Source organism: Levilinea saccharolytica (genome assembly GCF_001306035.1).
GTDB lineage: Bacteria > Chloroflexota > Anaerolineae > Anaerolineales > Anaerolineaceae > Levilinea > Levilinea saccharolytica.
Map to the genome: position 1 here is coordinate 1 of NZ_LGCM01000006.1, position 24,599 is coordinate 24,599.

Genomic DNA, 24,599 nt, shown 5'->3' on the forward strand with positions numbered 1-24,599 from the left:
GCGGGCGGCCTCTTTATAGGCGTCAATGGCCTTGTTCAGGTTGCCGGCGGCGAAGTGGGTTTGGCCTTCCAGCGCATAAGAATTTGCGGTGCGGGTGGGGTAGGGGGTGGGCAGGAAGGGCGAGCGGCTGGACTGGGGGCGCTGGCGGGGTGCATGCACCTGGCGCGTGCGGATGGGGTCTTGTGGCTGGTAGGCTGTCTGGCATGGATCGCATGGGAGGGGTGGCGCGCGCGTCAGCGGGGATGGAAAATCGCGGGGCAGGTGCTGCTGGCGGCCGCTTTGTACGGTGCGGTGATGGGGGTGTGGTTTGGACGGAATCTGAGCGTGTTTGGACAGTGGATGCCGCCGGGGGGCTCACGGGCGCTGTGGATTACCACGTATGACGAGACTTATTCGTATCCGGCAGACAAGCTGACGCCGGAGCGTTGGCTTTTGCAGGGATGGGAAAATTTGGTGGGGGCGCGGTGGGACGCACTAAAGATGAATTTGCAGACGGTCCTGGGGGTGCAGTTTCAAATTGTCCTGCTGCCGTTGGCAATTTGGGGATTCTTGCGCGTGCGGCAAAGGCGCGAAGCGCAGGTGGGCGGACTGATGTGGTTGACGACCCTGGGGGTGATGACAGTGGTGTTTCCCTTTGCGGGCAGCCGAGGGGGGTTCTTTCACTCTGGCGCTGCGCTTCAGCCGTTGATCTGGGGCTTGAGCGCGGTGGGGTTGGACGCCGCGGTGGGGTGGGCGGCAAGGAAACGGCGTTGGAACCCGCGGCAAGCGTTGAGGGTTTTGGGCAGCGGGCTGGTGATGATTAACCTGGCGGTCAGCGCAAGCCTGTATGCGGCCAATGTGATTGGGGAAGACGCAAGTCAGCCAAAGTGGAACCGCGGTTGGGAAGACGCCCAGCGTACGGCTGCATGGATTCAAATTCAGGGGGGCAGTCCTCAGGACGTGGTGATGGTCAACAACCCGCCGGGGTATGCGGCAGCCAACCGGCAGGCAGCCATTTCTGTGCCAAATGAACCTGCGGCGGCCATGTTGGAGGCAGCGCGGCGCTATCAGGCACGCTGGCTGGTGCTGGATAAGAATGTGCCGGAACCGCTGGATGAATTATTCCGACAGCCGGAGAATCGGGATGGGCTGCGGCTGGGTTATGACTCTGAGGAGGTGGTGATTTATGAAATCCTCCCGGAGTGAAGCTCAGACGGCGGCTGTGTGGGGAAGGAAAGGGGGGCGGTGGGGGCTGCTGCTGCTGGGTGCGGCGGTGGTTCAGGGGATTTACCTGGCAGCGAGCGCGGCCACCCATGCGGTGGGATACCCGTTGGATGATGCCTGGATCCACCAGACGTTTGCCAGAAGCCTGGCACAGCGAGGTGAATGGGCATTTTTGCCAGGTACAGTCAGCGGCGGCTCTACCAGCCCTTTATGGACACTGCTGCTGGTTCCGGGACAATTTGTGCCCGGGGCGGCGTGGGCGTGGACGCAGATCTTGGGCGGATTATGCCTTTTCTTAACGGCATGGATGGGGCAGCTCTGGTACGACCGGCTGGCGCAAATTGAAGGAGAAAGCAGGAGGGGCGTTCCGTGGGTGGGCTTGTTCTTGATTTTGGAATGGCACCTCAGCTGGGCGGCCGCGTCTGGCATGGAAACTCTGCTGTACGCGGGGCTGATTCTGGCCTTATTTGCGAGCCTGACTCGGGCGGAACCCAATTGGATCTGGCTCGGCGCGGCCGTGGGGGTGGGGGTTTGGATTCGCCCGGATGCGCTGACGCTGCTGGGGCCAGTGGGGTTGGTTTTGCTGGGGATGGGAGGGCAGCGCAGGGCGTTACTCAAACGGATGTTGGCTGTGGGGATAGGGTTTGGGGCGGTATTTGCCCTGTATTTAGGGTTTAACCTGCTGACAGCGGGGAGCATTTGGCCGAATACGTTTTATGCCAAACAGGCGGAATATGCCAGCCTTTTAGCGCAGCCTTACGCTGGGCGGCTGCTGCAAATGGCAGCCATGCCGTGGGTGGGGGCGGGTCTGCTGCTCCTGGCAGGAGCGGCCTACGCGCTGGTGCGATGGAAACAGCGGCAGTGGGTGGTTCTGGCAGGGATGATTTGGTGGCTGGGCTACACGGGGTTGTATGCCTGGCGTTTGCCGGTGGTGTACCAACATGCGCGCTACCTGATTCCGGCCATGCCGGTGATCTGGACGGTGGGTTTTTGGGGGATGCGCGCGTTGGGAAGGCGAATAGAAACAAACGTTGCCAAATTCTCGCTGGCGCGGTTTGCCTGGGGGGCGCTGACGGCGGGCGTTCTGTTGGGATTTGTGGTTCTGGGGGCGCGCAGCTACGCCGAGGATGTGGCGATTATTGAGACGGAAATGGTGGACACCGCTTTATGGCTGCGAGCCAGCACCGATGCGGATGCATTGATTGCAGTGCATGACATTGGCGCGGTGGGTTATTTCAGCGAGCGGCGCATTCTTGACCTGGCGGGGCTGGTGACGCCGGAACTGATTCCGTTTTTGCGGGACGAAGAACGGCTGCGCACCTATCTGGACGATCAGCAGGTGGATTATCTGGTGGTGTTTCCGGATTGGTACGAGAGCCTGGAAAATGGGAAAGAGGTTGTGTACCGCAGCCAGGGAATTTACGCGCCAAAGGCTGGCGGCGAAAATATGGCGGTTTACCGCTGGCGATAAATCGGAAATTCGGAAAACTTCACTGCCTGTGTGGACAAGTCTATGCTATACTTAATGGTTGGAAGGCTCCCGCAGACATTGCTAACCATACCCACAAGGTGTGTTTTTGAACAGGAGGAGGAAATATGGTGATCCCGGGCGACCCATCGGAAAATCAATGGAAAGAGTTCCCAGATGAAATCCAAAGTGAAGTAGAACAAACCCGCCGGTCGCTGAAGGAAGTGACCCTCCTGTTAGAGCAAAGCCAGGCAGAACTGGCCAAGCTGACTCAGCGCAACGCGGCGATCAACGGGCATTTACAGCAGGTGCAGACCCAGTTTGACAGCGTTCCGCGAGCGGATATCCGCAGCGCCTACGCGGCTGCCCTGGATGTGCAGCAGCGGCTGCTGGTGATGCGGGGGCAGCTGGAAAAACTGCAAAGCGATCAAACCAATTACAAGCGGGCCCTGCAAATTTTGGAGCGGGTGCACGCTTTTTTGGAAGATGAATTTGGGCAGATTGGACAGGGAAGAGCCAGAGGGAGCGCGGCCGCCACTTTGGAAATGGTGATCAATGCGCAAGAAGCGGTGCGGCAGCGGCTTTCGACCCAGATTCACAACGGCCCTGCGCAGGCGCTGACCAATTTTATCTTGCAGCTGGATATCGCCACGCGCTCTTTTGAAATGGACCCGAACCGGGCCAGAGAAGAACTGACCAATTTGCGCTCGTCGGCTATGTCCACCTTCCAGCAAGTGAAGGGGTTTATTTCGGAGCTGCGCCCGATGATGCTGGATGACCTGGGGTTGATGCCGACTCTGGACAAATATGTGAAGGATTTCAAAGACTCCAATAACTGCGACGTCAATCTGACCCTGAAGGGCCAGCAGCGCCGATTGGAATCTTACCTGGAAGTGATGATCTTCCGCGCAGTGCAGGAACTGATCACCAATGCTACCAAGCACAACGCAGATCACCCCGTGCGGGTGCAGGTGAACGTGATGGTCATTCTTGACGATACCATGGTGAAGGTGGTTGTTTCGGATAACGGCAAGGGTTTTGACCCGCAGACTGCTTTGCGGCCTGATTCGATTGGACTGAAACTGATTCGCGAACGGGTTGAGATTTTAGGTGGGATTTTTGAAATCGATTCTGCCATCGGGAAGGGCGCAAAAGTTTCCTTCCAGGTTCCTGCGATTGAACCTGAGGTGGCCTGAGCGCTGTATCCATACGCTATTTTAATTTTTTGAGGAGCTTTCTATGCCAAAGAAGACAATCGGTTTGCTGACAGGTGGTGGGGATGTTCCAGGCTTGAACCCGTGCATGAAAGCACTGGTTTTGAGCGCGCTGGAGAACGATTACCGGGTGATCGGTATTCGGCGTGGGTGGGCAGGACTGTTGAATTACAACCTGGATGAACCTTCTACGTACGACTACAATGTGCGGGAACTGACGCGGGATGATGTGCGCACCATTGACCGCACTGGCGGCACCTTCCTGCACACGTCACGCACCAACCCCCAGCGAGTTAAACCCAAGGCGATCCCGGCGTTTTTACAGAATTCACCGCTGGGAAAACAAATTGACGATGAAGGCACGATGGATTACACCGAGCATGTTCTGAAGGTACTGGAACATCTGGGGATTGATGTGATGGCGACGATCGGAGGTGACGACACCCTCAGCTATACCGTGCGGCTGGACAAAGAGGGCATGCCGGTAGTGGCTATCCCCAAAACGATGGATAATGATGTGTTTGGGACGGATTACTGCATAGGTTTTTCCACCGCGGTGACCCGCAGCGTGGATTTCATCACCAATATGCGCACCTCGGTAGGTTCGCATGAACGCATTGGGATTGTTGAATTGTTCGGGCGTAACTCCGGCGAAACCAGCTTAATCACGGCGTATCTGGCTTATGTGGACCGGGCGATTATCACCGAAGTGCCTTTTGAGATTGACCGGCTGTGCGGAATGCTGCTGGAAGACAAGCGCAACAACCCCTCGAACTACACCATGATGACGATTTCCGAAGGTGCGATCATGGAGGGCGGGGATGTGGTTGAGACGGGTGAGGCAGACGCTTACGGCCACCGCAAGCTGGGCGGTGTGGGCGAGATGGTGGCTTATGAAGTCAAAAAGCGCACCGGTCAGGATGTGATGTACCAACAATTGGCGTATTTGATGCGCTCGGGCGCGCCCGATTCGTTGGACCGGATGGTGGCGATGTCCTTTGGACACCTGGCGGTGCAGTTGATCCAGCGGCGCGAGACGGGCAAGATGGTGGCATTGCACGGGGGAAAATACACAACCGTTCCGGTGGGGATGGTTTTGGCTGGCAAGAAGCGTGTGGATGTACCCGCTTTCTATGATATTGATACGTACCGCCCGAAGATTAAAGACTTCATGGGCGTACCGATGTTCCTGAGCTGATCTTGGGATCTGTTGCGAGGTTGGACTAACTGAGGAGTTTACCATGATCGTTACCACCAAAAAGTTGTTTGAGGCCGCCTACGGCAAGTATGCCATCGGCGCCTACAACATCAACAACCTGGAACAAACGATGGGCCTTTTCCAGGGATGTCTGATGAGCCGGTCTCCTTTTATTATCCAGATTTCGAAGGGCGCCCGCACGTACACGCACAAGAAAATGCTGGAAGCGATGATCCGCACGGCGGATGAGATTTTCCCTGAGGCGGTGTTTGCGGTGCATCTGGATCACGGCGATGAGCAAACCTGCATGGAATGCATTGAGAGCGGGTTCTACAGCTCCGTGATGATTGACGCCAGCCACGAAGATTTCGAAACCAATATCGCGATCACGAAGAAAATCGTGGACGCAGCCCATGCGCGCGGGATTGTGGTCGAATCGGAACTGGGGCAGCTGGGCGGGGTGGAAGAGCACGTCAGCGTGAGCGAAGCAGATGCGAAGCTGACTGACCCCGACACCGCCAAAGAATTTGTGGAACGCAGCGGCTGCGACTCGCTGGCGGTTGCGATTGGGACCAGCCACGGCGCGTTCAAATTCTCCGGTAATCAGGCACTGCGCTTTGATGTGCTGTCTGAAATTCAACGCCGTTTGCCGGGCTTCCCCCTGGTGATGCACGGCAGCAGCAGCGTCCCGCAGGAAGAAGTGGCGCGGATCAACGCTGCGGGCGGCGCGCTGAAGGGCGCGAAGGGCGTGGACGCCGACCAGTTCCTGCGCGCAGCAGAACTGGGCGTGACTAAGATCAATATTGACACGGACGGCCGCCTGGTGTGGACGCGCGTACATCGGGAGTATTTCCAGGAGCATCCTGAAAACTTTGACCTGCGGCCGCCAGGAAAGGTGTTCATGGCCGAATATGCCAAGTTCATCGCTGCCAAAAACGACAAGCTGGGCAGCAGCGGGCAGCTCGACGCCGTGCGCAGGATGTTAGGGCTTTAGCCCCTGGTTGTTTACATTACAGCTCTGCCCGTGATTTCGAACCGCACGGGCAGAGTTTTTATTGGAGGGAGATATGCCAAAGAGCGATCAGGGTGTGAACGTAAGCCGCTATACGATGATCCCGCGCACGCTCATTTTTGTTGTGGACGGCGAGCAGGTGCTGCTTTTGAAAGGTGCACCCAGCAAACGACTGTGGGCCAACCGGTACAACGGCATCGGCGGGCATGTGGAGCGGGGCGAAGACCTGTACGCAGCCGCGCGGCGGGAATTGATGGAGGAGGCAGGCTTAGAGGTCAGGAATCTGCGCTTGTGCGGGACGGTGATGGTGGACGCGGATGATCACATCGGTGTGGGGGTTTTTATTTTTCGAGGGGAATACGCGGGGGGAGAGGTGCGAGCTTCAAGCGAGGGAGAGCTGACTTGGATGGAGGAGGGCAAACTGGATCAATACGCGTTGGTGGATGATCTGCGCGTGCTGGTTCCGGTGGTGGTGCGGCACCAGCCGACCGAAGCACCGTTCCATGCACGGTCGTATTATGATGACCAGGATCAATTGGTGGTGGCTATCTCCGATCCGTCAGCGGCGAGGTAGGCGAGTCAGTTAGGGCGAGGTCTGCGGTGGGGATTGGATGGTTTCGTAGAAGACGAGCAGGGTGCTGCCGTAACGGCGCTGGTCAATTTCCACAAAATGAGCAGATTCGACCGCCTGGTATTCCACCGGATCAATCTGGACGATGATCCAGCCCTGGGGATGAAGCCAGGCAGGTTGGCTTTCCAGGGCTTGCATGGCCTGGACCCACAGGCCTTTGTATTGGGGGGGAGCGATGAAGATAAAGTCGAAGGCGCGGTCAGGACGCTGCCGCAGGTGGGCAAAGGCATCGGTCTGAAGCACCTCAGCGCCCTGGTTCAGACGTGTGCGTTCGATATTGGTGCGGATGGTCTGGATGGCGGCGCGGTGCAAGTCAATAAAGCGCACGTAACTGGCGCCGCGGCTGAGCGCCTCCAGCCCCACGCTGCCTGTGCCGCCGAATAGATCCAGCAAGGAAGCTTCTTGAATGTCAACACCCAGGATGTTAAACAGAGCTTCTTTCACCCGGTCGGTGATGGGGCGGGTGATATCGCCAGGAACATCCTGAAGGCGGATGCCGCGGGCTTTGCCAGCGATGATGCGAGGTGCGCTCAAACCTGTGCTCCCAGAGAACCAGTGGAATTTTTCAGCACGCTGCGGCGTGCAGCCAGGATGTTACCATGAGGGGCGGTAATGGGCAAGACACAGCCTGTACCGAGGATGAAGCGTTGTCCTTGGGTTTCGGAGATGGCCATACGGGCTTCTTCAAGCACTTGGCGAGGCGTTCCCAAAACCATGCTGTCCCATTGACGCAGGCCGCCGCAGACCACGCCGGGAAATTTGTTCTTGGCAATTGCCAGTGTGGGCGGGGTGGATCGGTCGTGCCAGTTGATGATTTGGAGGGGGTAATCCTGAACGGCGTCGAACATCACATGCTCGCCGTGCAGGTGGAGCATGTTCGCCCATAGGCTGCGGACGGCTTCGAGCACTTGCAGATCATAGAATTTCCCAAAAGTTCTGAATTCTTCTTCGGATAAAAGACCGTACTGGGCGTACTGGACGGCGTAGAAAATGCCGTCTATGCCGGTTTTGGCAGCCTCTTCGATGAACTGAAGGGTGGTTTGGGTAATAACTTCCAGGCCAGCGTGCAGGGCCTGGGGGAACTCGCGTAAAAAGGCCACCAGATTCTGTTTCCCAAGTAAATTCTTGGCCTGAGAAAGCGGGCTGAAAACGGTTTGCAGGATGGGGGTGGCGTGATGATATTCGGCGACAAGCAGACGCAGACAGGTGATTTGATCGTTGAGACTGCCCTTTCGGGGATCTAGAGGGCGAATTTTGGCCCAATCCTCGGGGAAACGGATGGGCTGCCGGGTGTATTCACGCGTGCCTTCGGGATTGCCGCGCCATTCATCGCGAGCACCCCAATCGGTGACACAGAATGAGGAAGCAGGGGTCACTTTGATCAAGTCGAAATCGTAGGTGTTTTGAAATTGAATCACTGCGGCGGCCAAGCCTTCAGGGGTCTGGTCATCCACGGGGAAATGCCGCCAAAGGGCTACGGGGACTTGATCAGGGGTTTGACCATTGAGACAGGTCTCTATGCGGTCGCGATGGGTGGCTGCTGGGGTAGGCATGGGTTTCCCTCCTGGTGATGCGCAAGGCAGCTATTCTGAATTGGTGCGAGGATCCAGCGTGTGCAGGAATTTGTAGAGCTGAGCATCTTCGCGTTTGCGTTCGGCGAAATAATCTTCCATGAAAGGCGAGCGGCGCAGACGTAGAGCCATTGGACTGACCGTGCGGAGGTCATCGAGGGTGACGGTTGTGCGCGAATCAGCGGCGGCCAGGGCGCGCGCGGCCTCAAATAAGGTGATCTCTGCGCGAAGGGAATCAATGCGCAGTTTTTGAATGAGGCGGATGCCGGCCTCGGCGACCGGCGGGGGAATTTCAACCTGGGGGAGCATGCCGCGGGCGTAGGTGACTTCATCGCGGGCGATGAGGGTTTCCTGATTGTACTGTTGGATAAACTGGCGCGGCTGAATGCGGTAGGCGCGCGTGCGGCGGTAGGCCTCCAGCCGTTCCTGGGCTTCGGTGAGCCCGCGGACGATGACCCGCAGGCCAAACCGGTCTAAAATTTGGGGGCGCAGGCGGCCTTCTTCTGGATTCATCGAGCCGATGAGGGTGAAGCGCGCGTTGTAAGATGCGGTGATGGGGCCGCGGCGGACGGTGTAGGTTCCCAGGGCGGCTGCATCCAGGATGGCATCTACGATTTCGTCATCGAGCAGATTGACTTCGTCTACGTAGAGAATATTCTGGTCGGCATGGGCCAGAATGCCGCGCTTCAAGCGCATGCGGTCGTGGATGACGGCGCGTTCATCGAGCCCACCCACCACATCTTCGATGCGGGAATTGAGGGGCAGCTCCACCAGGCGAACCGGTTCCTTGACAACCAGAGACCGGCCTTCGGCGTACTTGCGGGAGCAGTCGGGGCACACGGCGTCAATGCCGCCCGCTTCCACATCTTCGGGAAGGCAGCCGTAGAAGCAGGAGCTGCGTTCGATGTCGGGGAGAAGGTTGAGCAGGCTGCGAACGGCGGTGGTTTTGCCGGTGCCGCGCGGGCCGACCAACAAGACGCCGCCGACCAGTGGGTTGATGACCGAGAGGAGTAAGGCCAGCTTCATCTCGGTCTGCCCAACCAGGCCCAGAAAGGGGAAGGGCAAGGCTTCTGCCAGACCTGATTCCTGCTGCGGCTGCTCGGTGGCCACAGATTTGCCCGAAACCAGATCCATCAGCTCCTTCAGGGAGCGCACGGAAGGGGTGGGCTGCGGCTGTTCAGGCGGGTAGGTTTGGGGCCGGTCAGACGGGTTCAGATCTGGCATTTTTCACCTCAACTGGGTCAGACTGCGGACGTTTTTCTGACCTCATTGTAGCAAAGAAACGAATCTGAAAGGTCGAAAAAGCCGGTTGGGTTCTAGGTGGTGATGTCTGAATAGGTCCAATAGCGGTTTGCCAGGAAGTTCCAGAACATGACCACCAGAATGGCCAGGGCCAGAGTGACATTGTGGCCGATGGTGGTGGCGCTGAGGAAGAAATCCGGCGGGAAGAACTGTGCGCTAAGCTGGATAAGGGGAATCTCCAGTAGGGCAAACATGATTACGCGTATGCCCAGGCCAAAAATAGAAACGATGACAAATTGGGTGAGCTGCTTGGCGATGGGTTTGCTGCGCGAATCTGGATAGGTCCAGTAGCGGTTCCAGACAAAATTGCTGACGACTGCTGCGGTGAAGGAGGCAGCAGAAGCCCAGATGGCGGCGATAGGGGTGAAGCCAACCAGGAGGTTGAAAAAGCCAAAATCCACCACCGCGCCGATGGCACCGACGATGGCAAAGCGGATGAAGCGGCTACGCTCTTTTGGATTCTTGACGATCACGCCAAGCCCATTTTTCTTTGGAAGTACGGCACCGTCTTGCGAATGCCTTCGTCCAATGATACTTCTGGATTCCATTTTAGAATTTCCTTTGCACGGGTGATATCGGGCTGCCGCATTTCGGGATCGTGTTGGACGCGGAGGGTGGGCATGTGGGTGATACCGGCTTTATTGCCAATGATCTCGTTAATGGTGCGGGCAAACTCCAGGATGCTTAATTCGGATGGGTTGCCAATGTTGACGGGCATGTGCTCATCAGAAAGCAAGAGGCGGTAGATGCCTTCGATGAGGTCGCTGACGAAGCAGAACGAGCGGGTTTGTTTGCCTTCTCCATAGATCGTCAGAGGTTCGCCGCGCAAGGCCTGCTGGATGAAATTGGGAACAACGCGGCCGTCATCCTGGCGCATGCGCGGGCCGTAGGTGTTGAAAATGCGCACAATGCGGGTATCAATGCCGTGGTAGCGGTGGTAGGCTGTGGTGAGGGCTTCGGCAAAGCGTTTGGCCTCGTCATACACGGAGCGGATGCCGGTGGGGTCACAGTGGCCCCAGTAGGTCTCTTTTTGCGGGTGTTCTTCGGGGTCGCCGTAGATTTCACTGGTGGAAGCCAGCAGGTAACGGGCATTTTGGGCACGGGCGACGCCCAGGGTGTTGTGTGTGCCGAGGGCGCCGGCTTTCATGGTCTGGATGGGGAGATTGACGTAGCCAAAGGGGGATGCCGGGTTGGGGCTGGCGGGGGAAGCAAAATGCATGACCGCATCCACTTTTCCGGGGACAAAGATGAAATTTGAGACATCGTGGCGGATGAATTCAAAACGGGGGTTGTTCGTGAGGTGGGCGAGGTTATCGGGGCTGCCGGTGACAAAATTGTCCATACCGATCACGCTGTGACCTTCTTGCAGCAGACGCTCGCAAAGATGAGAACCGAGGAAGCCAGCCGCGCCAGTGATGAGAACTCGCATATCCTGCTCCTTTTATATAGGTTACTTCCAATCAATACGGCCGATGGATCCATCCCCGGTCACCTGTTGGCTCTGGCCGGTCAGTGGATTGACCAAATGTAAATTGCCTTGATAGTAGACTGCAACCCAGGGATCCGAGCCGCCTTGCGGCTGCGGTCCCCAAACGACTTTTTGGGGGTCGAGGCCGGGCGAGCCAGAATCTGGGAAGAGGGTGGTTTTATTGGAGCCGTCGCGATCCATGACCACCAGGCGGTAACGGCTGGAATCGCTTTGCTCCGAGAAAATGGCCTGCAAATAAGCAATTTGACCCTGGAGACGGGAGTTTTCACCGGTGTAGGGGGTGGGGTAGGCAAACATGCCGCTGGGAGACACCATTGGAATGGCCTGAGCCTGAGAGCGATTGACCACGAGGGCGGTGAGATCGAAAAGGGGCGAAGCTTCGTCGCTGGAAAGGCCGGGCAGGGGGGTGTGGACAACGGTGAACAGGACGCGGCTGTCGGAGGACCAACCCAGGCCGGGAACCCAGGCCCAATCGCCGCGGGTTTGGAAGGGGATGATATCCACCAGAGGGATTAACTGCTGGGTATCCACATCAACCAGGCCCACGCTGTCGGGGCGGGCATAGGCCAGCTCTTTGCCTTGCGGCGACCAGGCATAGGTGGTTCCCCACCAACCGTAGATGCCGCCGGAACTGGCGGGAAGGATCTCTTCCTGTTTGACCACCCGACCCGAATTATTGAAAGAGACGCGCTGTAAGTCGTTGTTGGCCTGCCAGCCGGGGGCGGTGGAACGGGGTTCTACCGTGGAATAGACCACGGACAGTTGGCTGTAGGGGACCCAATCGGCAAAATGGATGACATTTTTGGCTTTGAGGTCTACCGGTACGGGGTTCTCATCGGTGACACGCACCACCCACAGGCTGTTGATGTCCTGGGTTTCGGCGGCGGGATCTGGGGCGGTTTTACGAGTGTATAAAAGCCATTCACCGTTAGGTGAAAGTGCAAACACACGCCCATCCAAATCTCCGCTGGTAACAACGGGGCGGCGGGTGCCGGTGGTGCCTTCCATGACCCAGGCGTTACCGGCGGTGAGGTAAGCCAGGCGGCCGGAGATGGTGATGGGAATGAAAGGCGTTTGAACGCCGACCATGAGGATCTCGGGGCGAGCTTCTGAAAGGACCAGCGTTTTAAAGATCGTGCGGGAAATCTCCACATCGTTTTCAAACACGCGGCGGTAGGTAATTTGCTGGACGCCGTTTTGCCCAGGCTGGATTTGCATGGTCTGACCGTCTGGCAGGGATTCATTGTAGACCGTTTGGGTCTCAAAGGCGATAGTGGTCTCTTCCACCTCAAATTCTTCGCGCACACGGGTGACCTGAATGCTTGCGGCGCTGGTGAGGGCGGTGAAGGTGGGCGGTTCCACGCGGTCTAACGTGCCAAGGGTGACGCCGGCTTTTTCGAGGGCGGTCTGCACGGTGGCCCCAGCCGGGAGGCTGACCTGTTTTTGCTGGCCGTCAGCGATGACGGCGACTGAGATGGCAACAGGTTCCGCCGGCTGAGCGACAGGGGTGCAGCCCGTCAGAGATATGATGAAAATGAGGAGGCAGATCCAGAGCCACAGTGTGGAGATCGGTTTGAAGGTGTGCGTGTGGATGGTCTGCCCCATAGTTCGTTCCCGAAATTTCAAATCAAATCGAGTATAATCAGGTTTCGCCTATTGGCGGACACCCGTTAGCGTGAGGGTGCCGCTGCCGACAGCGACATCGGTGATACGCAGGCCGGTGGCAGAAGCGCCAAAGGAACCGGATAGGGCCTGGTTAACCACGGCTGAGATGGATTCTTTCATGCTGTCGGGGGCGTTGATGCTGCCCAGTTTTACGGTGGTTAGAGATGCCTGGATGTTGCCGTCTGCCGAAGTGCTGAGCGAGAGAGCCAGTTCCACTGGTGATTTAATTGGTCCCTGGATGTATTGGGCGTTGACCAGAACCTGACCGTCGCGTAAGAAGACCTGAGGAGCGGAAAGCCCCAGATCGGGGTTGGCGGCGAAAAAGACGGCCGTATACGAGGTGATCTGGGTTTCATCCAGCACCACGGTGACAGGCTCGCCGGACTGGGCCTGCTCAAAGGCGGCAATGACGGTGGCTTCGAGGCTGTCGGCGGCTTCTTGAGATACCGGTATGGGCTGTGGAGTGTGTGTGGACGACTGACGCGAGGGCAGGTTGCAGGCCAACGCAGCAAACACAAGGGCGGTGAGGCCCATGAGGATTCGTAAAGGTTTATTTTTCATCACAGTACCTTATAATGGTTAAGCAGATGCTGCTGTTTTTTTCCGGTTTTCAAGCGGTGCTGTACGAGATTGGAACCGGTTTACCAAAACTCGCGAGGACAACAGGCTCTATTATAGCATGAGTGACACCGTTGAAACTTCTCTGCCGTTAAATCTTGAAGCCTGCCTGGAAGGGATGTTATTTGTATCCCCAGGGTCGGTGACGGTTGTGCAATTGGGTGAGGCGTTGGGGCTGAAGCCGCAGGAGGTTGAGGAAGGGCTTCATCAGTTGGAGGTCTTGTTGGCAGCGCGCGGGCTGCGCTTGCAATGGCACGCTGGACGGGTGCAGTTGACCACGGCGCCGGAGCTGGCTCCTCTAATAGAGCGATATTTGGGCCTGGAAGCCACGGCGCGCTTGAGCCGGGCGGCTTTGGAGACGTTGGCGATCATCGCTTACCGCCAGCCGATCACCCGCCCAGGGGTGGACGCGATTCGCGGTGTGAACAGCGACGGTGTGATGAAGAGCTTATTAAGCAAGGGGCTGCTGCAGGAAGTGGGGCGTGCGGAAGGCCCTGGACGGCCGATTCTGTACAGCACGACCTCTGAATTTTTACAGCATTTTGGATTGTCATCGATCGCGGAACTGCCCCCATTTGAGTTGGAGACATTCACTGAGGGTGAGGCTGAAGGTAATCGGCTGCTGAAGGATTAGGATCGAAAGAGGATTTTATGGAAGAGCGGATACAGAAAATTTTGTCCCGGGCGGGTTTTGGCTCGCGCCGGTCATGCGAAGAGTTGATCACGGCAGACCGGGTGCGGGTGAATGGAAAATTGGCCGAATTGGGCATGAAAGCGGATGCCAGCAAAGACACCCTCACGGTGGACGGCAATTTGATCCCCAAGGAAGAGCCCAAGCGCTATATCGCTTTGCACAAACCGCGCGGGGTACTTTCGGATGTGGATCCGGCTGACCCGCGGCCCACGGTGCGCGATTTGGTGCCGGTGCACGGACATCTATATGCGGTTGGACGGCTGGATTTAGACAGCGAGGGCTTGATTTTGCTGACCAATGATGGGGAGCTGGCCAACCGGCTGACTCATCCTCGCTACGGACATGAAAAAGAATACCGGGTTCTGGTGGCAACCAAACCGGACGCGGAACAGTTGGAGACCTGGCGGCGGGGCGTGGTTTTGGAAGACGGCTATAAGACGGCTCCGGCGATTGTGCAGCTAGACGGCACGGCCACCAAAGGCACCTGGCTGCGGGTTATTCTGCGTGAAGGACGAAAACGCCAGATTCGCGAGGTCGGCTCACGCATTGGGCTGCCGGTACAGCGCATCATCCGCGTGCGGATTGGTTCGCTGCTGCTGGGTAATTTGCGCGAACGGGAATGGCGGGATTTGAACGCGGATGAGGTTCGGCAGCTTAAGAAAACTGGCGGGCAAGAAGCTGGTCCGCGGCGGAACGATCCGCGCAGGAATATGAAGCCCAGATGGGGCGGCGGGGGCGAATCTGAGAGTGCGGGAGGGCGGCGCGGTGCGCCTTCAGCGCAAAGGCCGCGCAGTGACCGCGGGCCGAGACCTGAAGCAGGCGCTGGACGCGGCGGACGGACTCGCACTAACGACCGTCCGGGTTCGGGTGAGCGCCCATTTGGGCGGGGAGACGGCAGCGCCCGGCCAACCACGCGCACGCCGCGCAATCCCCGTCCCAGCCGGCCCAAGCGCTGAAAGATAACCACAAATTACAGAAAAAAGGATCAGTTTTTGGCTGATCCTTTTTTTGATCGCAAAAAAGCCGATCGCTCAGGCTTCGACCGATTCGGTGGGCAGGGCTTGCTGAATGGCCAGGAAGCTTTCGTTGGGGAAGGCGTTATCTTTGGCCTGTTTGCGAATGAAATCCTTGAGTTTTTCTGCGGTGAGGGTGGGAATAGGGGCTTCGGCAGCTTCGATGGTGACTTTGGGATTGGTGAACACCAGGGCGGCTTTGACTTCCACCTGGACGCTTTGCCCCAATTTTTCGTTGAGGAATTTTTGTGCGTCGGCCAGACTGCCCTTAACATCTAAATCGGGGCGGCCGAGGCTGTCTTGCGCAAAGATTTTGAGATACAGATTGCCGCCTTTCTGCTGCCAGCGCTGTTTCTTTTCATCAAAGCGAATGGTGCCGCCCTGGCTGTAAGGCAGCAGCACCCATGCACCAGAAGGACCAACCAACAGATGGGAAACCGGGGTTGTGTAATGATAGAGGGTGTAGCGGTTTTCCAGGCCCTTGAGGGCGGCGGTCAAATGCTCATCGGGGCGGGGAGAACGGCCAAAGCGTGCTCCAAAAAAGAGGCCCACTTGAGAGACAATAAAACCCAGCAGAAGGGCGGCAAAAGCCCAGGTGAGCTGGTCGGGGTTGAAAGAAAGGACAAACCCCAGCACCAGAATGCCCAGGCTGGCCAGACTGCTGATGTTGCCAATTTTCTGATTACGCTTGATCAATTTATCGTTGGTGACGACTTTCATGAAGAACCTCTTTGGGGGGATCAGGATTCGGGGGTGGCAGCGGCTAACTGCGATTGGATCGCGGCGCGCAGCGCATCTAACATATTGGCCTTGGTTGCCTGTTGGGCCAGGCGCAGGGCGCTGACCAGGGCGCGGGCATCTGAACGGCCGTGGCCGATGAAGACGTAGCCGTTGATGCCCACCAGCAGGGCGGCGCCGACTTCAGAGGGATCCATCATTTTCTTCAAGCGGCGGAACGCGGGTTTGACGAGCAGATAGCCCAGTTTGCGAGCGAAGCTGGTAGAAATTTCTTCGCGGAGGACATCGGTGATCAGTTTGGCGACGGATTCGGAGGTCTTGATGAATATGTTGCCGGTGAAACCATCAGCCACGACCACATCGGCGTGGCCGTTGTAAACCTCTTTCGGCTCGACGTTGCCTACGAAATTCAGACCCGCGTTGGCTAGCAGGGGGTAGGCTTCTTTGACTAACTGATTGCCTTTACCAGCCTCTTCACCATTGGAGAGGATGCCGATGCGGGGGTTTTCCACCTGGAGGACGTGTTTGGCGTATAGGCTGCCCATGATGCCAAACTCGGTGAAGAATTCGGGGCGGCAGTCGGCGTTGGCGCCGGTATCGAGAAAGGCGCAGCGCCCCGTACGGGTGGGGATGGGGGTGACGAGGGCGGGCCGCAAAACGCCCTGCATACGGCGCAGGATTTTGATGGCGTTGAACATGGCCGCCCCGGTGGAGCCAGCGGTGACGAAAGCCTGGGCTTCACCAGTGCGAACCAATTCCATGCCGACCGCCATTGAATTGTTGGGCTTTTTGCGGGTGGATTCTACGGCCTTGTCGCCCATCTCCAGAACGTCGGGGGCGTGCACAATGCGCACAGGCAGGCCGCGAGGGTTGGCAGCTTTGAGGCGAGGCTCAAGAAGTTCCTGCTGACCGACGAGGATGATCTCTTCGCCCAATTCTTCGGCGGCCAGCACGGCGGCCTCAACTTCAGGCGCAGGATAGGTATCGCTTCCCATTCCATCTAAAACAATCGCCATAATTTCTCCTTTTTTATTGACACAATTCTATAGGCCCGATTATAATAGGGTTACTCGCGCTGGTGCTGGAACTGGCAGACAGGCATGGTTGAGGGCCATGTGGGGAAACCCGTGGAGGTTCAAGTCCTCTCCAGCGCACTGATAAAAAAGCCGCAATTGCGGCTTTTTTTGTTTAAGGGCGAGCACGACCTAGAGCTTGCGGGCAACAATGTAATCCGCCAATTCTTCCAGGGCGCTGCGCTCGGGAGAAGGGGGAACGCTCCTAAGGCTTTCCAGACCGAGGTGAACAAAGCGCTCCGCTTCCTGGTAAGAGCGCTCAATGGCGTGCGATTCGCGGATGGAGGCAACCACGCGGCTTAACTGCTCATCACTGAGACAGCGGCCCTGAAAAAGAGGCTGCACGTCAGGATCGGCGGTGTGATCTTCTAGATAGTACAGGCAGGGAAGAGTGACCAAACCTTGACGCAGGTCGCTTCCGACGGGTTTGCCCATTTGCGCCGCATCGCTGGTGAAATCGAGGATGTCATCAATAATTTGGAAGGCCATGCCGACCTGATAGCCGTAATTTCGCATGGCTTCTACTGCCGGAGCCTCCGCACCGCCGATGACGGCCGCAGACCAGGTGGAAGTCTCGAACAGGGAGGCGGTTTTGGCGTAAATGCGTTCGTAGTAATCGTCACGGCTGGCTTTGCAACGGCTGGCGAATAATTGTGTGATTTCACCGTTAACGATGACGCCAAGCACATGAGCAAACTGGCGAATGACAGGGATGCTTTCGGTATCAGCGGCCAGGACGGCAGCACGGGCGAAGAGAAAGTCGCCGGTGAGAACGGTGGCGCCGGGGGACCATTGAGAATTGAGGGTGGGAAGACCGCGCCGCAGCAGGGAGCCGTCAATGAGGTCGTCATGCACCAGGGTAGCCGTGTGGAGCAGCTCAATGGCAGCAGCGAGGGTTTTTAAACGTTGGGGGTCGGCGCCAAAGGTGCGGCCTGAAAGTAGGGTCAGTGAGGTGCGAATACGCTTACCGCCGGATTTCAGGATCAAATCGAGGGCGTTGCGCAGATCGGCATGATGGCCCTCCATTTGGGCGAGCATCATGCCTTCGACGGCGCGAATATCGTCCTGCAGCGGGGCAAGAAATGAAAGGCTAGTGCTCAAGCGTGGTTCCCCAGGCAAATAAACGTTTGGCATTGTCTTGTGTAACTCCAACAATTTCAGCAGCGGGCCGCTGAAGAATTTCGGCCAGTTGATTGGCCACTACAGCAAGATAGGCAGGCTCGTTTCTCTGGCCGCGGTACGGGTGTGGGGGGAGAAACGGGGCGTCCGTTTCCAGCAGCAAAGAGGTGAGCGGCAGTTCGGTGAGGCTTGAAAAGCGCGGTCGCGCGCTTTTATAGGTGATGGGGCCGCCTACGCTCAGAAAAAAATTAGCTTTCACTGCTGCATGCCCCAGGTCTGCCTGACCGTCATAAGCATGAAGGACGCCGGGACGGGCAGCGAGGGCAGGATGGGTGCGGGTCAGGCGGGTCTGCCAGGCCTGGAGGATGGGCCACAGATCCTCCAGCGCCTGCCGGTTGTGAATGATGACCGGTAAGCTGCATTCTTCCGCCAGGGTTAGCTGCTGCTCCAGAATTCGGATTTGAAGCTCCTTTGGCGCACGATCCCGATAATAATCCAGACCAATTTCGCCGACGGCCACGACTTTAGGGTGCTGCGCCAGGGTTTTAAGGTGCTGGTAGGTCGAATCGTCCCATGTGAGGGCGTCATTGGGATGAACGCCGATACTGGCGTACAAACGAGGATCCGATTCGGCCAGTTCAAGCGCTGCGCGGCTGCTTTTCAGGTCGATACCTGGGATCAGAATTTTTGTTAATCCCGACTCCCAGGCATGGGCCAGCACCGCGGGCAGATCGTCGTCGAAGTGCTCCAGATACAGGTGGCAGTGTGTATCTACCAGTCCCAAAGTTTATTTCAGCCCTGCGATTCGTAAGCCATCCTGGAGGATGTCCTGTACGCGTGATGCATCCGTGGTTTCGCAGTAAACGCGCATGATCGGCTCTGTGCCGGAGAAGCGGATGAGCAGCCAGCCGCCGTCCTCGAGCACGAATTTAAAGCCGTCGGTGGCGTTGAGTTCAACCACCTTGAACCCGCCAATGGTGGCAGGGTTGGCATTGAGGATAATCTGTTCGCGCTGCTTGCGGTCGCCCGAGAAGCGTGAATCGATGCGGTCGTAGTAGTGAGCGCCAACTTTGCTGTAGAGCAGATCAATGAGCTGCGAGGGGGTTTTTTGCAGCTTGACGAGCATGTCGAGGAAGTACAGACCCGCCAGAATACCGTCGCGTTCGGGTACGTTGCCGCGGAAGGCGTAGCCGCCGGATTCTTCACCGCCGATGAGGGCGTCCGTTTCCACCATCTTGGGGGCCACATATTTGAAGCCTACACCGGTTTCATATACGGGGACATTGTAGAGCTTACCCAGGGTTTCGAGCATGCTGGTGGTGGACAGGGTTTTCACGATGGCACCGCGCTGGCCTTTAACTTCTAACAGATAGAATGCTAACAAGGCATAGGCCTGCAGTTGATTGATGAAGTTGCCTTTCTCGTCGCCAAAGCCCACGCGGTCAGCATCGCCGTCGGTGATGAGGAGCACATCCGCACCCAATTCCACAGTGCGCTGAAGGCCGACATTGATGTTCGGGGGAATGGGTTCTGGACGAGACATTTCTGGAAACACAGGGTTGCGGGTGTTGTGGATTTCAAGGATTTGGGTTTTGCCGCCGCCGAGGAGACGGGTGAACCAACCAGCACCATTGCCCCACATGGCATCGAAGACGATTTTCAGCCCGGCGTCTTTAATGGGCTGTAAATCAATCAAATCTTTGAGGTGCTCAATGTAAGCGATGGAAGCGTCGAAGTGTACCAGGCGGCCCTGCGCTTCGGCTTCAGCCGCGGAAATACGCTTGACACTGGCGATGGAATCGGGGATGAGAGCTTCGATTTTTTTGAGACCATCGGGGGCAATGGCGCCGCCGTTTTGGTCGCGAACTTTGAAACCATTATCTGTGGGAGGGTTGTGGGAGGCAGTGATGTTGACTGCGCCGGCGGCTTTTTTGTCCACCACGGCGTAGGAGATGACTGGAGTGGGGGTCGGGCCGTCGGTTAAGTAGACGCGAAGCTGGTTGGCGGCGAGGACTTCAGCCACGGCAAGGGCAAAATCTTCGGAGAGGAAGCGTTTGTCGTGACCGACAACGATCCAGGCGTCCTTTTTGCCCTCCGATAAGCAATAGTCGGCAAAACCTTGTGCGCAGCGGCGGACGTTGTCAAAGGTGTAATCCTCTGCAATCGCTCCGCGCCATCCATCGGTTCCAAAGCGGATGTCTGAAGCCATCGAACCCTCCATGTGAAAAATTTAACCATTTTCGATATTATATCAGCCCTTTGCAGGCGCGAAAAGCCCAACGCATAAGGTAAATGCTTCAAATCGGAGTAAATTAGGGCGAAATAGATGATAGCTGAAGAAAAAGGAGAACGTGCTATAATCAACCATTGTGACGGATGGAGGTATCTCGTGGAACAGAACGGATCTATTTACCTGGATTATGCGGCGACCACGCCTTTAGACAGCGAAGTGTTGGATGCGATGCTGCCCTATTTTCGAGAAAATTTTGGGAATCCATCTTCCATTCACCGGTTTGGACAGCGGGCCGAGGCAGCTTTGGAGCAGGCACGCGAGACCGTGGCGACTGCGCTGAATGCGCGGGCGAGCGAGATTCTGTTTACGAGCGGGGGGACGGAGGGCGATAACCTTGCACTGCGGGGTGCGGCTCTGGCCATGCGCAAAAAGAATGGGGCACAGCGGATTCTGATCAGCCCGGTGGAGCATCACGCGGTGCTGCACACTGCCCAGCAGCTAGCCAGCGATTATGATTTTAAACTGGACTTTTTACCAGTGGACCGATATGGGCAGGTGGACCCGGAGGATGTGGAAGCCAGCCTGCGGGCGGATACGGCGGTGGTGTCGGTGGTGTATGCCAACAATGAAATTGGGACGATTAACCCGATCGCTGAGATTGGGAAGGTTTGCCGCCAGCGAAATGTTCCTTTTCACACGGACGCGGTGCAGGCTGCGGCGCATTTAAAAATGGACGTAGAGGCCGATCAGGTAAATTTCCTGGCTGTCGGTGCACATAAATTTTACGGGCCGAAGGGGGTGGGGGCGTTGTATGTGCGTAGGGGAATGAAGATTCTGCCCACGCAGACCGGCGGCGGGCAAGAGAACGGTTTCCGTGCGGGAACGCAGAATATCCCCTACATTATCGGCCTGGCAGAGTCGCTGCGTAAGGCGCAATTGGGTTTGGATGCAAGGCGTGAATATTTTACGCAGCTGCGCGACCGCATCATTGCAGGCGTGACGGCGAGTATCCCGCGCGCCAATCTGACTGGGCACCCCACTCAGCGCCTGCCGAATCATGCCAGCTTTGTGTTTGAAGGGGTGGATGGGAACGCGCTGCTGATGATGTTGGACTTGGAAGGCTTTGCCTGCTCGTCGGGATCGGCGTGTCGAGTGGGAACCCCGAAACCATCTGAGGTGCTGCTGGCAGCGGGGTATTCGAAAAATTGGGCTTTGGGCTCGCTGCGAATCACGGTGGGACACGACAGCACGCCAGAGCATGTGGAGCGGTTCTTAGACGTACTGCCGCGTTTGGTCGAAAAAGCGCGATCCTGAGACAGGAGAGGCTGCATGGGTGCGACGGTTGTTGTTGGAATGAGCGGCGGCGTTGACAGCTCGGTGGCGGCGGCTTTGCTGGTGGAGCAGGGCTACCGTGTCATCGGAATTATGCTGCGGTTGTGGAGCGAGGAGGGGCGAGAACAGGAGAACCGCTGCTGTACCCCGGATGATATGGCGCAGGCGCGGCGCGTGGCGGCTATTTTGGGCATCCCTTTTTATGCAGTGGATGTGCGGGAATTATTCCGCGACACCGTAGTTCAAAATTTTTTGGACGGCTACCGCGCTGGCATCACCCCGAACCCGTGCCTGGTGTGCAACCGCCAGATTCGCTGGGGGCATATGTTGGAACAGGCGCTGAAGCTGGGGGCAGATTACCTGGCGACAGGACATTACGCCTGCCTGGACCTGGCCAAAAATGGTAAAGTGCAGCTGCTGCGGGCCGTGGATGGAAAAAAAGACCAGTCCTATGTGCTGAGCATGTTAAATCAAAAACAGCTTTCGCGGACGTTATTCCCATTGGGCGGGTTGACTAAACAGGTGGTGCGGGAAATGGCGCTGAATTATCGATTGCCAACGGCGCGGCGCAGTGAAAGCCAGGATTTATGTTTTCTGGGCGGCGAAGATTACCGCACATTTTTGACGCGGTATGTGCCTGAGGCTGCCTCCCCTGGGCCGATTTACGATAGAGATGGCGCGCGCCTGGGGGAGCATGAGGGATTGGCGTTTTACACCATTGGGCAGCGCAAAGGACTGAAGATTTCAAACCCCGAGCCTCTGTTTGTGCTGGATAAGAAAATGAGTGAGAATGCTCTCATTGTTGGCCCGGCCGAGCAATTGGGGCAGCAGTGCCTGGAGACAGAAGGGTTTAATTGGATTGCCGAAGAAAGCCCAGCCGAGCCTTTCGCCGCTGAGGTGAAGATCCGTTACCGGGCGGCGCTGGCTCCGGCGGAGATTCAGCCGCTAGAAAACGGCAATGTGCGCATGGTATTTGAGCGCTGGCAGCGCGACATCACCCCCGGGCAGGTGGCGGCAGTATACCTGGGGCGGGTGGTATTGGGTGGGGGGCGAATTGCACGAGTGGACGGCAGGCGGACGACCGCTGCGCCAGCGGATGAGAGGGCGGCATGACCATTCCCGCCGTGCTGTTTGGTGTTTTGATCTCTACGCTGTATGGGGCGGCGTTTCATTTGTGGCGCGGAGGCAATCTGAGCAAGCTGAGTATGTACATCCTTGCGAGTTGGATCGGCTTCTGGATCGGACATGCGATGGGGGGATGGGTGGGAGTTTCATTTTTAGATCTAGGCCCGCTTCATTTGGGCACGGCGACGATGGGAAGCCTGCTGTTCATCTGGATGGCGTCTCTATTAGACCCGCACCGAGATGATGAGCGATCTTGATTGGTAAACGGATAGTTCATTAAGGAGAGTCACCTTGGGATGGAATTTGCACGGAACACACGCCCATGAGGGCGATTTAGCTGAATTGGTAGGCATGACCCATAAGCACTTTATTTTGGAACTCAAAGCCGGCGCAACCTTACAAACCCACCGCGGGGTGATCGCCCACGATGATTTGATCGGGCTGCCGTGGGGAAGTCAGGTGTTCAGCCATTTGGGAAATCCGTTCTTCTTACTTCAGCCGGCCTTGGGAGATTTGCTGAAAAACACACCGCGCAACACACAGATTTTGTACCCGAAGGAAATCGGCTTTATTCTGGTCAATATGGGGATTGGGCCTGGGCAGCATGTGTTGGAGGCCGGGACAGGATCGGGCTCTTTGACGCGGGCACTGGCGTTTGCGGTGGGCGACAGCGGGCATGTGACCACGGTGGAATGGCGCGAAGACATGCAGGCCCTGGCGAAGAAAAACATTGAACGCCTGGGGATGAGCGATCGGGTGACTTTTCGGCTGGGTGATATTGGGAATGGGTTTGGGGTGGAGAACGTGGATGCACTCTTCCTGGATGTAGCCAACCCATATGATTACATCGGGCAGGCGCGGGCGGCCTTGAAACCAGGGGGCTTCTTTGGCTCCTTGCTGCCGACTGTGAACCAGGTAAGCAAGCTGCTCAACGCACTGCGGCACCACCAGTTTGGGTTTATTGATGTGTGTGAAATTCTGCTGCGGTATTACAAGGCGGAACCCGAACGGCTGCGGCCCACCGACCGGATGGTGGCCCATACGGGATACCTGATCTTTGCACGACCTGTTATCTACGCTGAAGGGTATGGAACCGAGGCTGATTCAGCCGCTTCTGCGCCGGATGATGCAGAGGAGGCAGGGGACGAGGATTAATGACAATGCACCCCGGAGGAGCACCGCTGCGGGAAGAGGATATTTTTTCCCGGGTGCAGGCGGTGGAACGCGCACGGCAGGTTCTGCCCGCCAACAATGGGTTCCGGCGGGCGGCGGTGTTGATTCCGCTAGCGTGGAAAGATGAAGAATGGCAGGTGCTTTTTACGCGGCGAACGGAGACGGTGCAGAGCCACAAAGGACAGGTCTCATTTCCGGGCGGGGCTGTGGAGCCCGGGGACCGCACATTGGAAGATACAGCGCGCCGCGAGACGTTTGAAGAAATTGGCCTGGCGCCGGATCAAATTCGGATTGTGGGGCGGCTGCATGATTACCCCACGATCAGCGATTTCTTGATCACGCCGATTGTGGGCTTAATCCCCTGGCCGGCTGCGTTTCAGGTGTCCGCAGAGGAAGTGCAGCGGGTATTCTTTGTGCCGCTGCACTGGCTGGCCAAGCCGGCTCATTTTGAGGAAAGGCCGTATCTGCGCCAAAATGGGAAGGTGGAGCCGGTAATTTATTACCAGCTTTATGATGGCGAAATGGTTTGGGGTGTGACTGGCAGAATCACCGTTAACTTCTTGAAAATCTTAGGGATGCTATCTGAAGCCTAATAAAAACAGGGGCTGTCTGGAAAGAAGATCCAGGCAGCCCCAATATGGTTAAAAAGGGGGCAAAAAAGTCATTTTGGCTTGAGAAACAAAAAAAGCCGCCCTTTCAGGCGGCCAATTTTCTCAGATTATGGGCAA

At 57.2% G+C, this 24,599-nt stretch carries 25 protein-coding genes and 1 tRNA gene; 14 read left to right on the top strand and 12 right to left on the bottom strand.

Annotated features, from left to right (window positions below; translation table 11 throughout):
• Window positions 1-153 precede the first annotated feature (153 nt).
• From ADN01_RS01515 to ADN01_RS01540, 6 genes are all read left to right on the top strand, one after another.
• Window positions 154-1,185 (top strand): hypothetical protein, encoded by a 1,032-nt coding sequence (locus ADN01_RS01515; RefSeq protein ID WP_062418351.1) that lies wholly within the window; start codon window positions 154-156, stop codon window positions 1,183-1,185.
• Window positions 1,166-2,674: a hypothetical protein gene (locus ADN01_RS01520; protein ID WP_062418352.1), complete on the top strand. Its 1,509-nt coding sequence runs from the start codon at window positions 1,166-1,168 to the stop codon at window positions 2,672-2,674. The genes ADN01_RS01515 and ADN01_RS01520 overlap by 20 nt, the downstream gene beginning before the upstream one ends.
• Before the next feature lie 125 nt (window positions 2,675-2,799).
• Complete coding sequence (locus tag ADN01_RS01525) at window positions 2,800-3,867, top strand: sensor histidine kinase (RefSeq protein WP_062418353.1); 1,068 nt, start codon at window positions 2,800-2,802, stop codon at window positions 3,865-3,867.
• Between the two features lie 43 nt (window positions 3,868-3,910).
• Window positions 3,911-5,083, top strand: coding sequence for a 6-phosphofructokinase (locus ADN01_RS01530; RefSeq protein ID WP_062418355.1), 1,173 nt, complete (start codon window positions 3,911-3,913; stop codon window positions 5,081-5,083).
• A 43-nt stretch (window positions 5,084-5,126) separates the two neighbouring features.
• On the top strand, window positions 5,127-6,077 hold the full coding sequence (locus tag ADN01_RS01535) for a class II fructose-bisphosphate aldolase (RefSeq protein ID WP_062418356.1): 951 nt from the start codon (window positions 5,127-5,129) through the stop codon (window positions 6,075-6,077).
• Window positions 6,078-6,150: 73 nt separating this feature from the next.
• Complete coding sequence (locus ADN01_RS01540; RefSeq protein WP_062418358.1) at window positions 6,151-6,669, top strand: NUDIX hydrolase; 519 nt, start codon at window positions 6,151-6,153, stop codon at window positions 6,667-6,669.
• Between the two features lie 9 nt (window positions 6,670-6,678).
• Here the strand turns inward: ADN01_RS01540 and rsmD are convergent, their stop codons facing one another.
• The 7 genes from rsmD to ADN01_RS01575 all read right to left on the bottom strand — a co-directional run bounded on the left by rsmD (window position 6,679) and on the right by ADN01_RS01575 (window position 13,314).
• Window positions 6,679-7,260, bottom strand: coding sequence for a 16S rRNA (guanine(966)-N(2))-methyltransferase RsmD (gene rsmD / locus ADN01_RS01545; protein WP_062418359.1), 582 nt, complete (start codon window positions 7,258-7,260; stop codon window positions 6,679-6,681).
• Entirely contained in the window at window positions 7,257-8,279 is a 1,023-nt protein-coding gene (locus ADN01_RS01550) for a uroporphyrinogen decarboxylase family protein (RefSeq protein WP_062418360.1), read from the bottom strand. Before ADN01_RS01550 ends, rsmD begins: the two co-directional genes overlap by 4 nt.
• Before the next feature lie 30 nt (window positions 8,280-8,309).
• Window positions 8,310-9,521 (bottom strand): ATP-binding protein, encoded by a 1,212-nt coding sequence (locus ADN01_RS01555; protein WP_201778610.1) that lies wholly within the window; start codon window positions 9,519-9,521, stop codon window positions 8,310-8,312.
• A gap of 92 nt (window positions 9,522-9,613) precedes the next feature.
• Window positions 9,614-10,072 (bottom strand): GtrA family protein, encoded by a 459-nt coding sequence (locus tag ADN01_RS01560; RefSeq protein ID WP_062418361.1) that lies wholly within the window; start codon window positions 10,070-10,072, stop codon window positions 9,614-9,616.
• Entirely contained in the window at window positions 10,069-11,028 is a 960-nt protein-coding gene (locus tag ADN01_RS01565) for a UDP-glucuronic acid decarboxylase family protein (RefSeq protein ID WP_062418362.1), read from the bottom strand. The genes ADN01_RS01560 and ADN01_RS01565 overlap by 4 nt, the downstream gene beginning before the upstream one ends.
• Window positions 11,029-11,049: 21 nt before the next feature.
• On the bottom strand, window positions 11,050-12,693 hold the full coding sequence (locus ADN01_RS01570; protein WP_062418363.1) for a G5 domain-containing protein: 1,644 nt from the start codon (window positions 12,691-12,693) through the stop codon (window positions 11,050-11,052).
• Between the two features lie 48 nt (window positions 12,694-12,741).
• Window positions 12,742-13,314, bottom strand: a complete 573-nt coding sequence (locus ADN01_RS01575) for a hypothetical protein (protein WP_147239048.1) — start codon at window positions 13,312-13,314, stop codon at window positions 12,742-12,744.
• Window positions 13,315-13,432: 118 nt separating this feature from the next.
• Between ADN01_RS01575 and scpB the strand changes: the two genes are divergently transcribed.
• Both scpB and ADN01_RS01585 read left to right on the top strand, forming a co-directional pair.
• On the top strand, window positions 13,433-14,005 hold the full coding sequence (gene scpB / locus ADN01_RS01580; protein WP_062418365.1) for an SMC-Scp complex subunit ScpB: 573 nt from the start codon (window positions 13,433-13,435) through the stop codon (window positions 14,003-14,005).
• Between the two features lie 17 nt (window positions 14,006-14,022).
• Window positions 14,023-15,021: a pseudouridine synthase gene (locus ADN01_RS01585; RefSeq protein ID WP_062418366.1), complete on the top strand. Its 999-nt coding sequence runs from the start codon at window positions 14,023-14,025 to the stop codon at window positions 15,019-15,021.
• 75 nt (window positions 15,022-15,096) lie between these two features.
• Here the strand turns inward: ADN01_RS01585 and ADN01_RS01590 are convergent, their stop codons facing one another.
• Together ADN01_RS01590 and plsX are read right to left on the bottom strand one after the other, a co-directional pair.
• Window positions 15,097-15,798 (bottom strand): hypothetical protein, encoded by a 702-nt coding sequence (locus tag ADN01_RS01590; RefSeq protein ID WP_062418367.1) that lies wholly within the window; start codon window positions 15,796-15,798, stop codon window positions 15,097-15,099.
• A gap of 20 nt (window positions 15,799-15,818) precedes the next feature.
• A complete protein-coding gene (plsX, locus tag ADN01_RS01595) occupies window positions 15,819-16,832 on the bottom strand; it encodes a phosphate acyltransferase PlsX (protein WP_062418368.1) in 1,014 nt (337 codons plus the stop codon).
• 56 nt (window positions 16,833-16,888) lie between these two features.
• On the opposite strand from plsX, the gene ADN01_RS01600 reads away from it, so the two are divergent.
• Window positions 16,889-16,970, top strand: a tRNA-Leu gene (locus ADN01_RS01600).
• Between the two features lie 51 nt (window positions 16,971-17,021).
• Here the strand turns inward: ADN01_RS01600 and ADN01_RS01605 are convergent.
• The 3 genes from ADN01_RS01605 to ADN01_RS01615 are packed head-to-tail and all read right to left on the bottom strand — an operon-like array spanning window position 17,022 to window position 20,217.
• On the bottom strand, window positions 17,022-17,990 hold the full coding sequence (locus tag ADN01_RS01605) for a polyprenyl synthetase family protein (RefSeq protein WP_160318355.1): 969 nt from the start codon (window positions 17,988-17,990) through the stop codon (window positions 17,022-17,024).
• Window positions 17,980-18,792, bottom strand: coding sequence for a TatD family hydrolase (locus tag ADN01_RS01610; protein WP_062418370.1), 813 nt, complete (start codon window positions 18,790-18,792; stop codon window positions 17,980-17,982). The genes ADN01_RS01605 and ADN01_RS01610 overlap by 11 nt, the downstream gene beginning before the upstream one ends.
• A gap of 3 nt (window positions 18,793-18,795) precedes the next feature.
• On the bottom strand, window positions 18,796-20,217 hold the full coding sequence (locus ADN01_RS01615; RefSeq protein ID WP_062418371.1) for a phosphoglucomutase/phosphomannomutase family protein: 1,422 nt from the start codon (window positions 20,215-20,217) through the stop codon (window positions 18,796-18,798).
• A 180-nt stretch (window positions 20,218-20,397) separates the two neighbouring features.
• On the opposite strand from ADN01_RS01615, the gene ADN01_RS01620 reads away from it, so the two are divergent.
• From ADN01_RS01620 to ADN01_RS01640, 5 genes are read left to right on the top strand one after another with little or no spacing between them, the layout of a single operon-like run.
• Window positions 20,398-21,555 carry a cysteine desulfurase family protein gene (locus ADN01_RS01620; protein ID WP_062418372.1) on the top strand — a complete coding sequence of 386 codons (1,158 nt, stop codon included), beginning with the start codon at window positions 20,398-20,400 and terminating at the stop codon, window positions 21,553-21,555.
• 15 nt (window positions 21,556-21,570) lie between these two features.
• Window positions 21,571-22,686, top strand: a complete 1,116-nt coding sequence (mnmA, locus tag ADN01_RS01625) for a tRNA 2-thiouridine(34) synthase MnmA (RefSeq protein ID WP_062418373.1) — start codon at window positions 21,571-21,573, stop codon at window positions 22,684-22,686.
• Window positions 22,683-22,955, top strand: a complete 273-nt coding sequence (locus ADN01_RS01630; RefSeq protein ID WP_062418374.1) for a hypothetical protein — start codon at window positions 22,683-22,685, stop codon at window positions 22,953-22,955. Before mnmA ends, ADN01_RS01630 begins: the two co-directional genes overlap by 4 nt.
• Before the next feature lie 34 nt (window positions 22,956-22,989).
• The gene (locus ADN01_RS01635) at window positions 22,990-23,853 is read left to right on the top strand and encodes a tRNA (adenine-N1)-methyltransferase (RefSeq protein ID WP_075070863.1); all 864 of its coding nucleotides are present in this window, start codon (window positions 22,990-22,992) and stop codon (window positions 23,851-23,853) included.
• Window positions 23,853-24,464 carry an NUDIX hydrolase gene (locus ADN01_RS01640; protein ID WP_082142789.1) on the top strand — a complete coding sequence of 204 codons (612 nt, stop codon included), beginning with the start codon at window positions 23,853-23,855 and terminating at the stop codon, window positions 24,462-24,464. The genes ADN01_RS01635 and ADN01_RS01640 overlap by 1 nt, the downstream gene beginning before the upstream one ends.
• The last annotated feature ends 135 nt before the right edge of the window (window positions 24,465-24,599 follow it).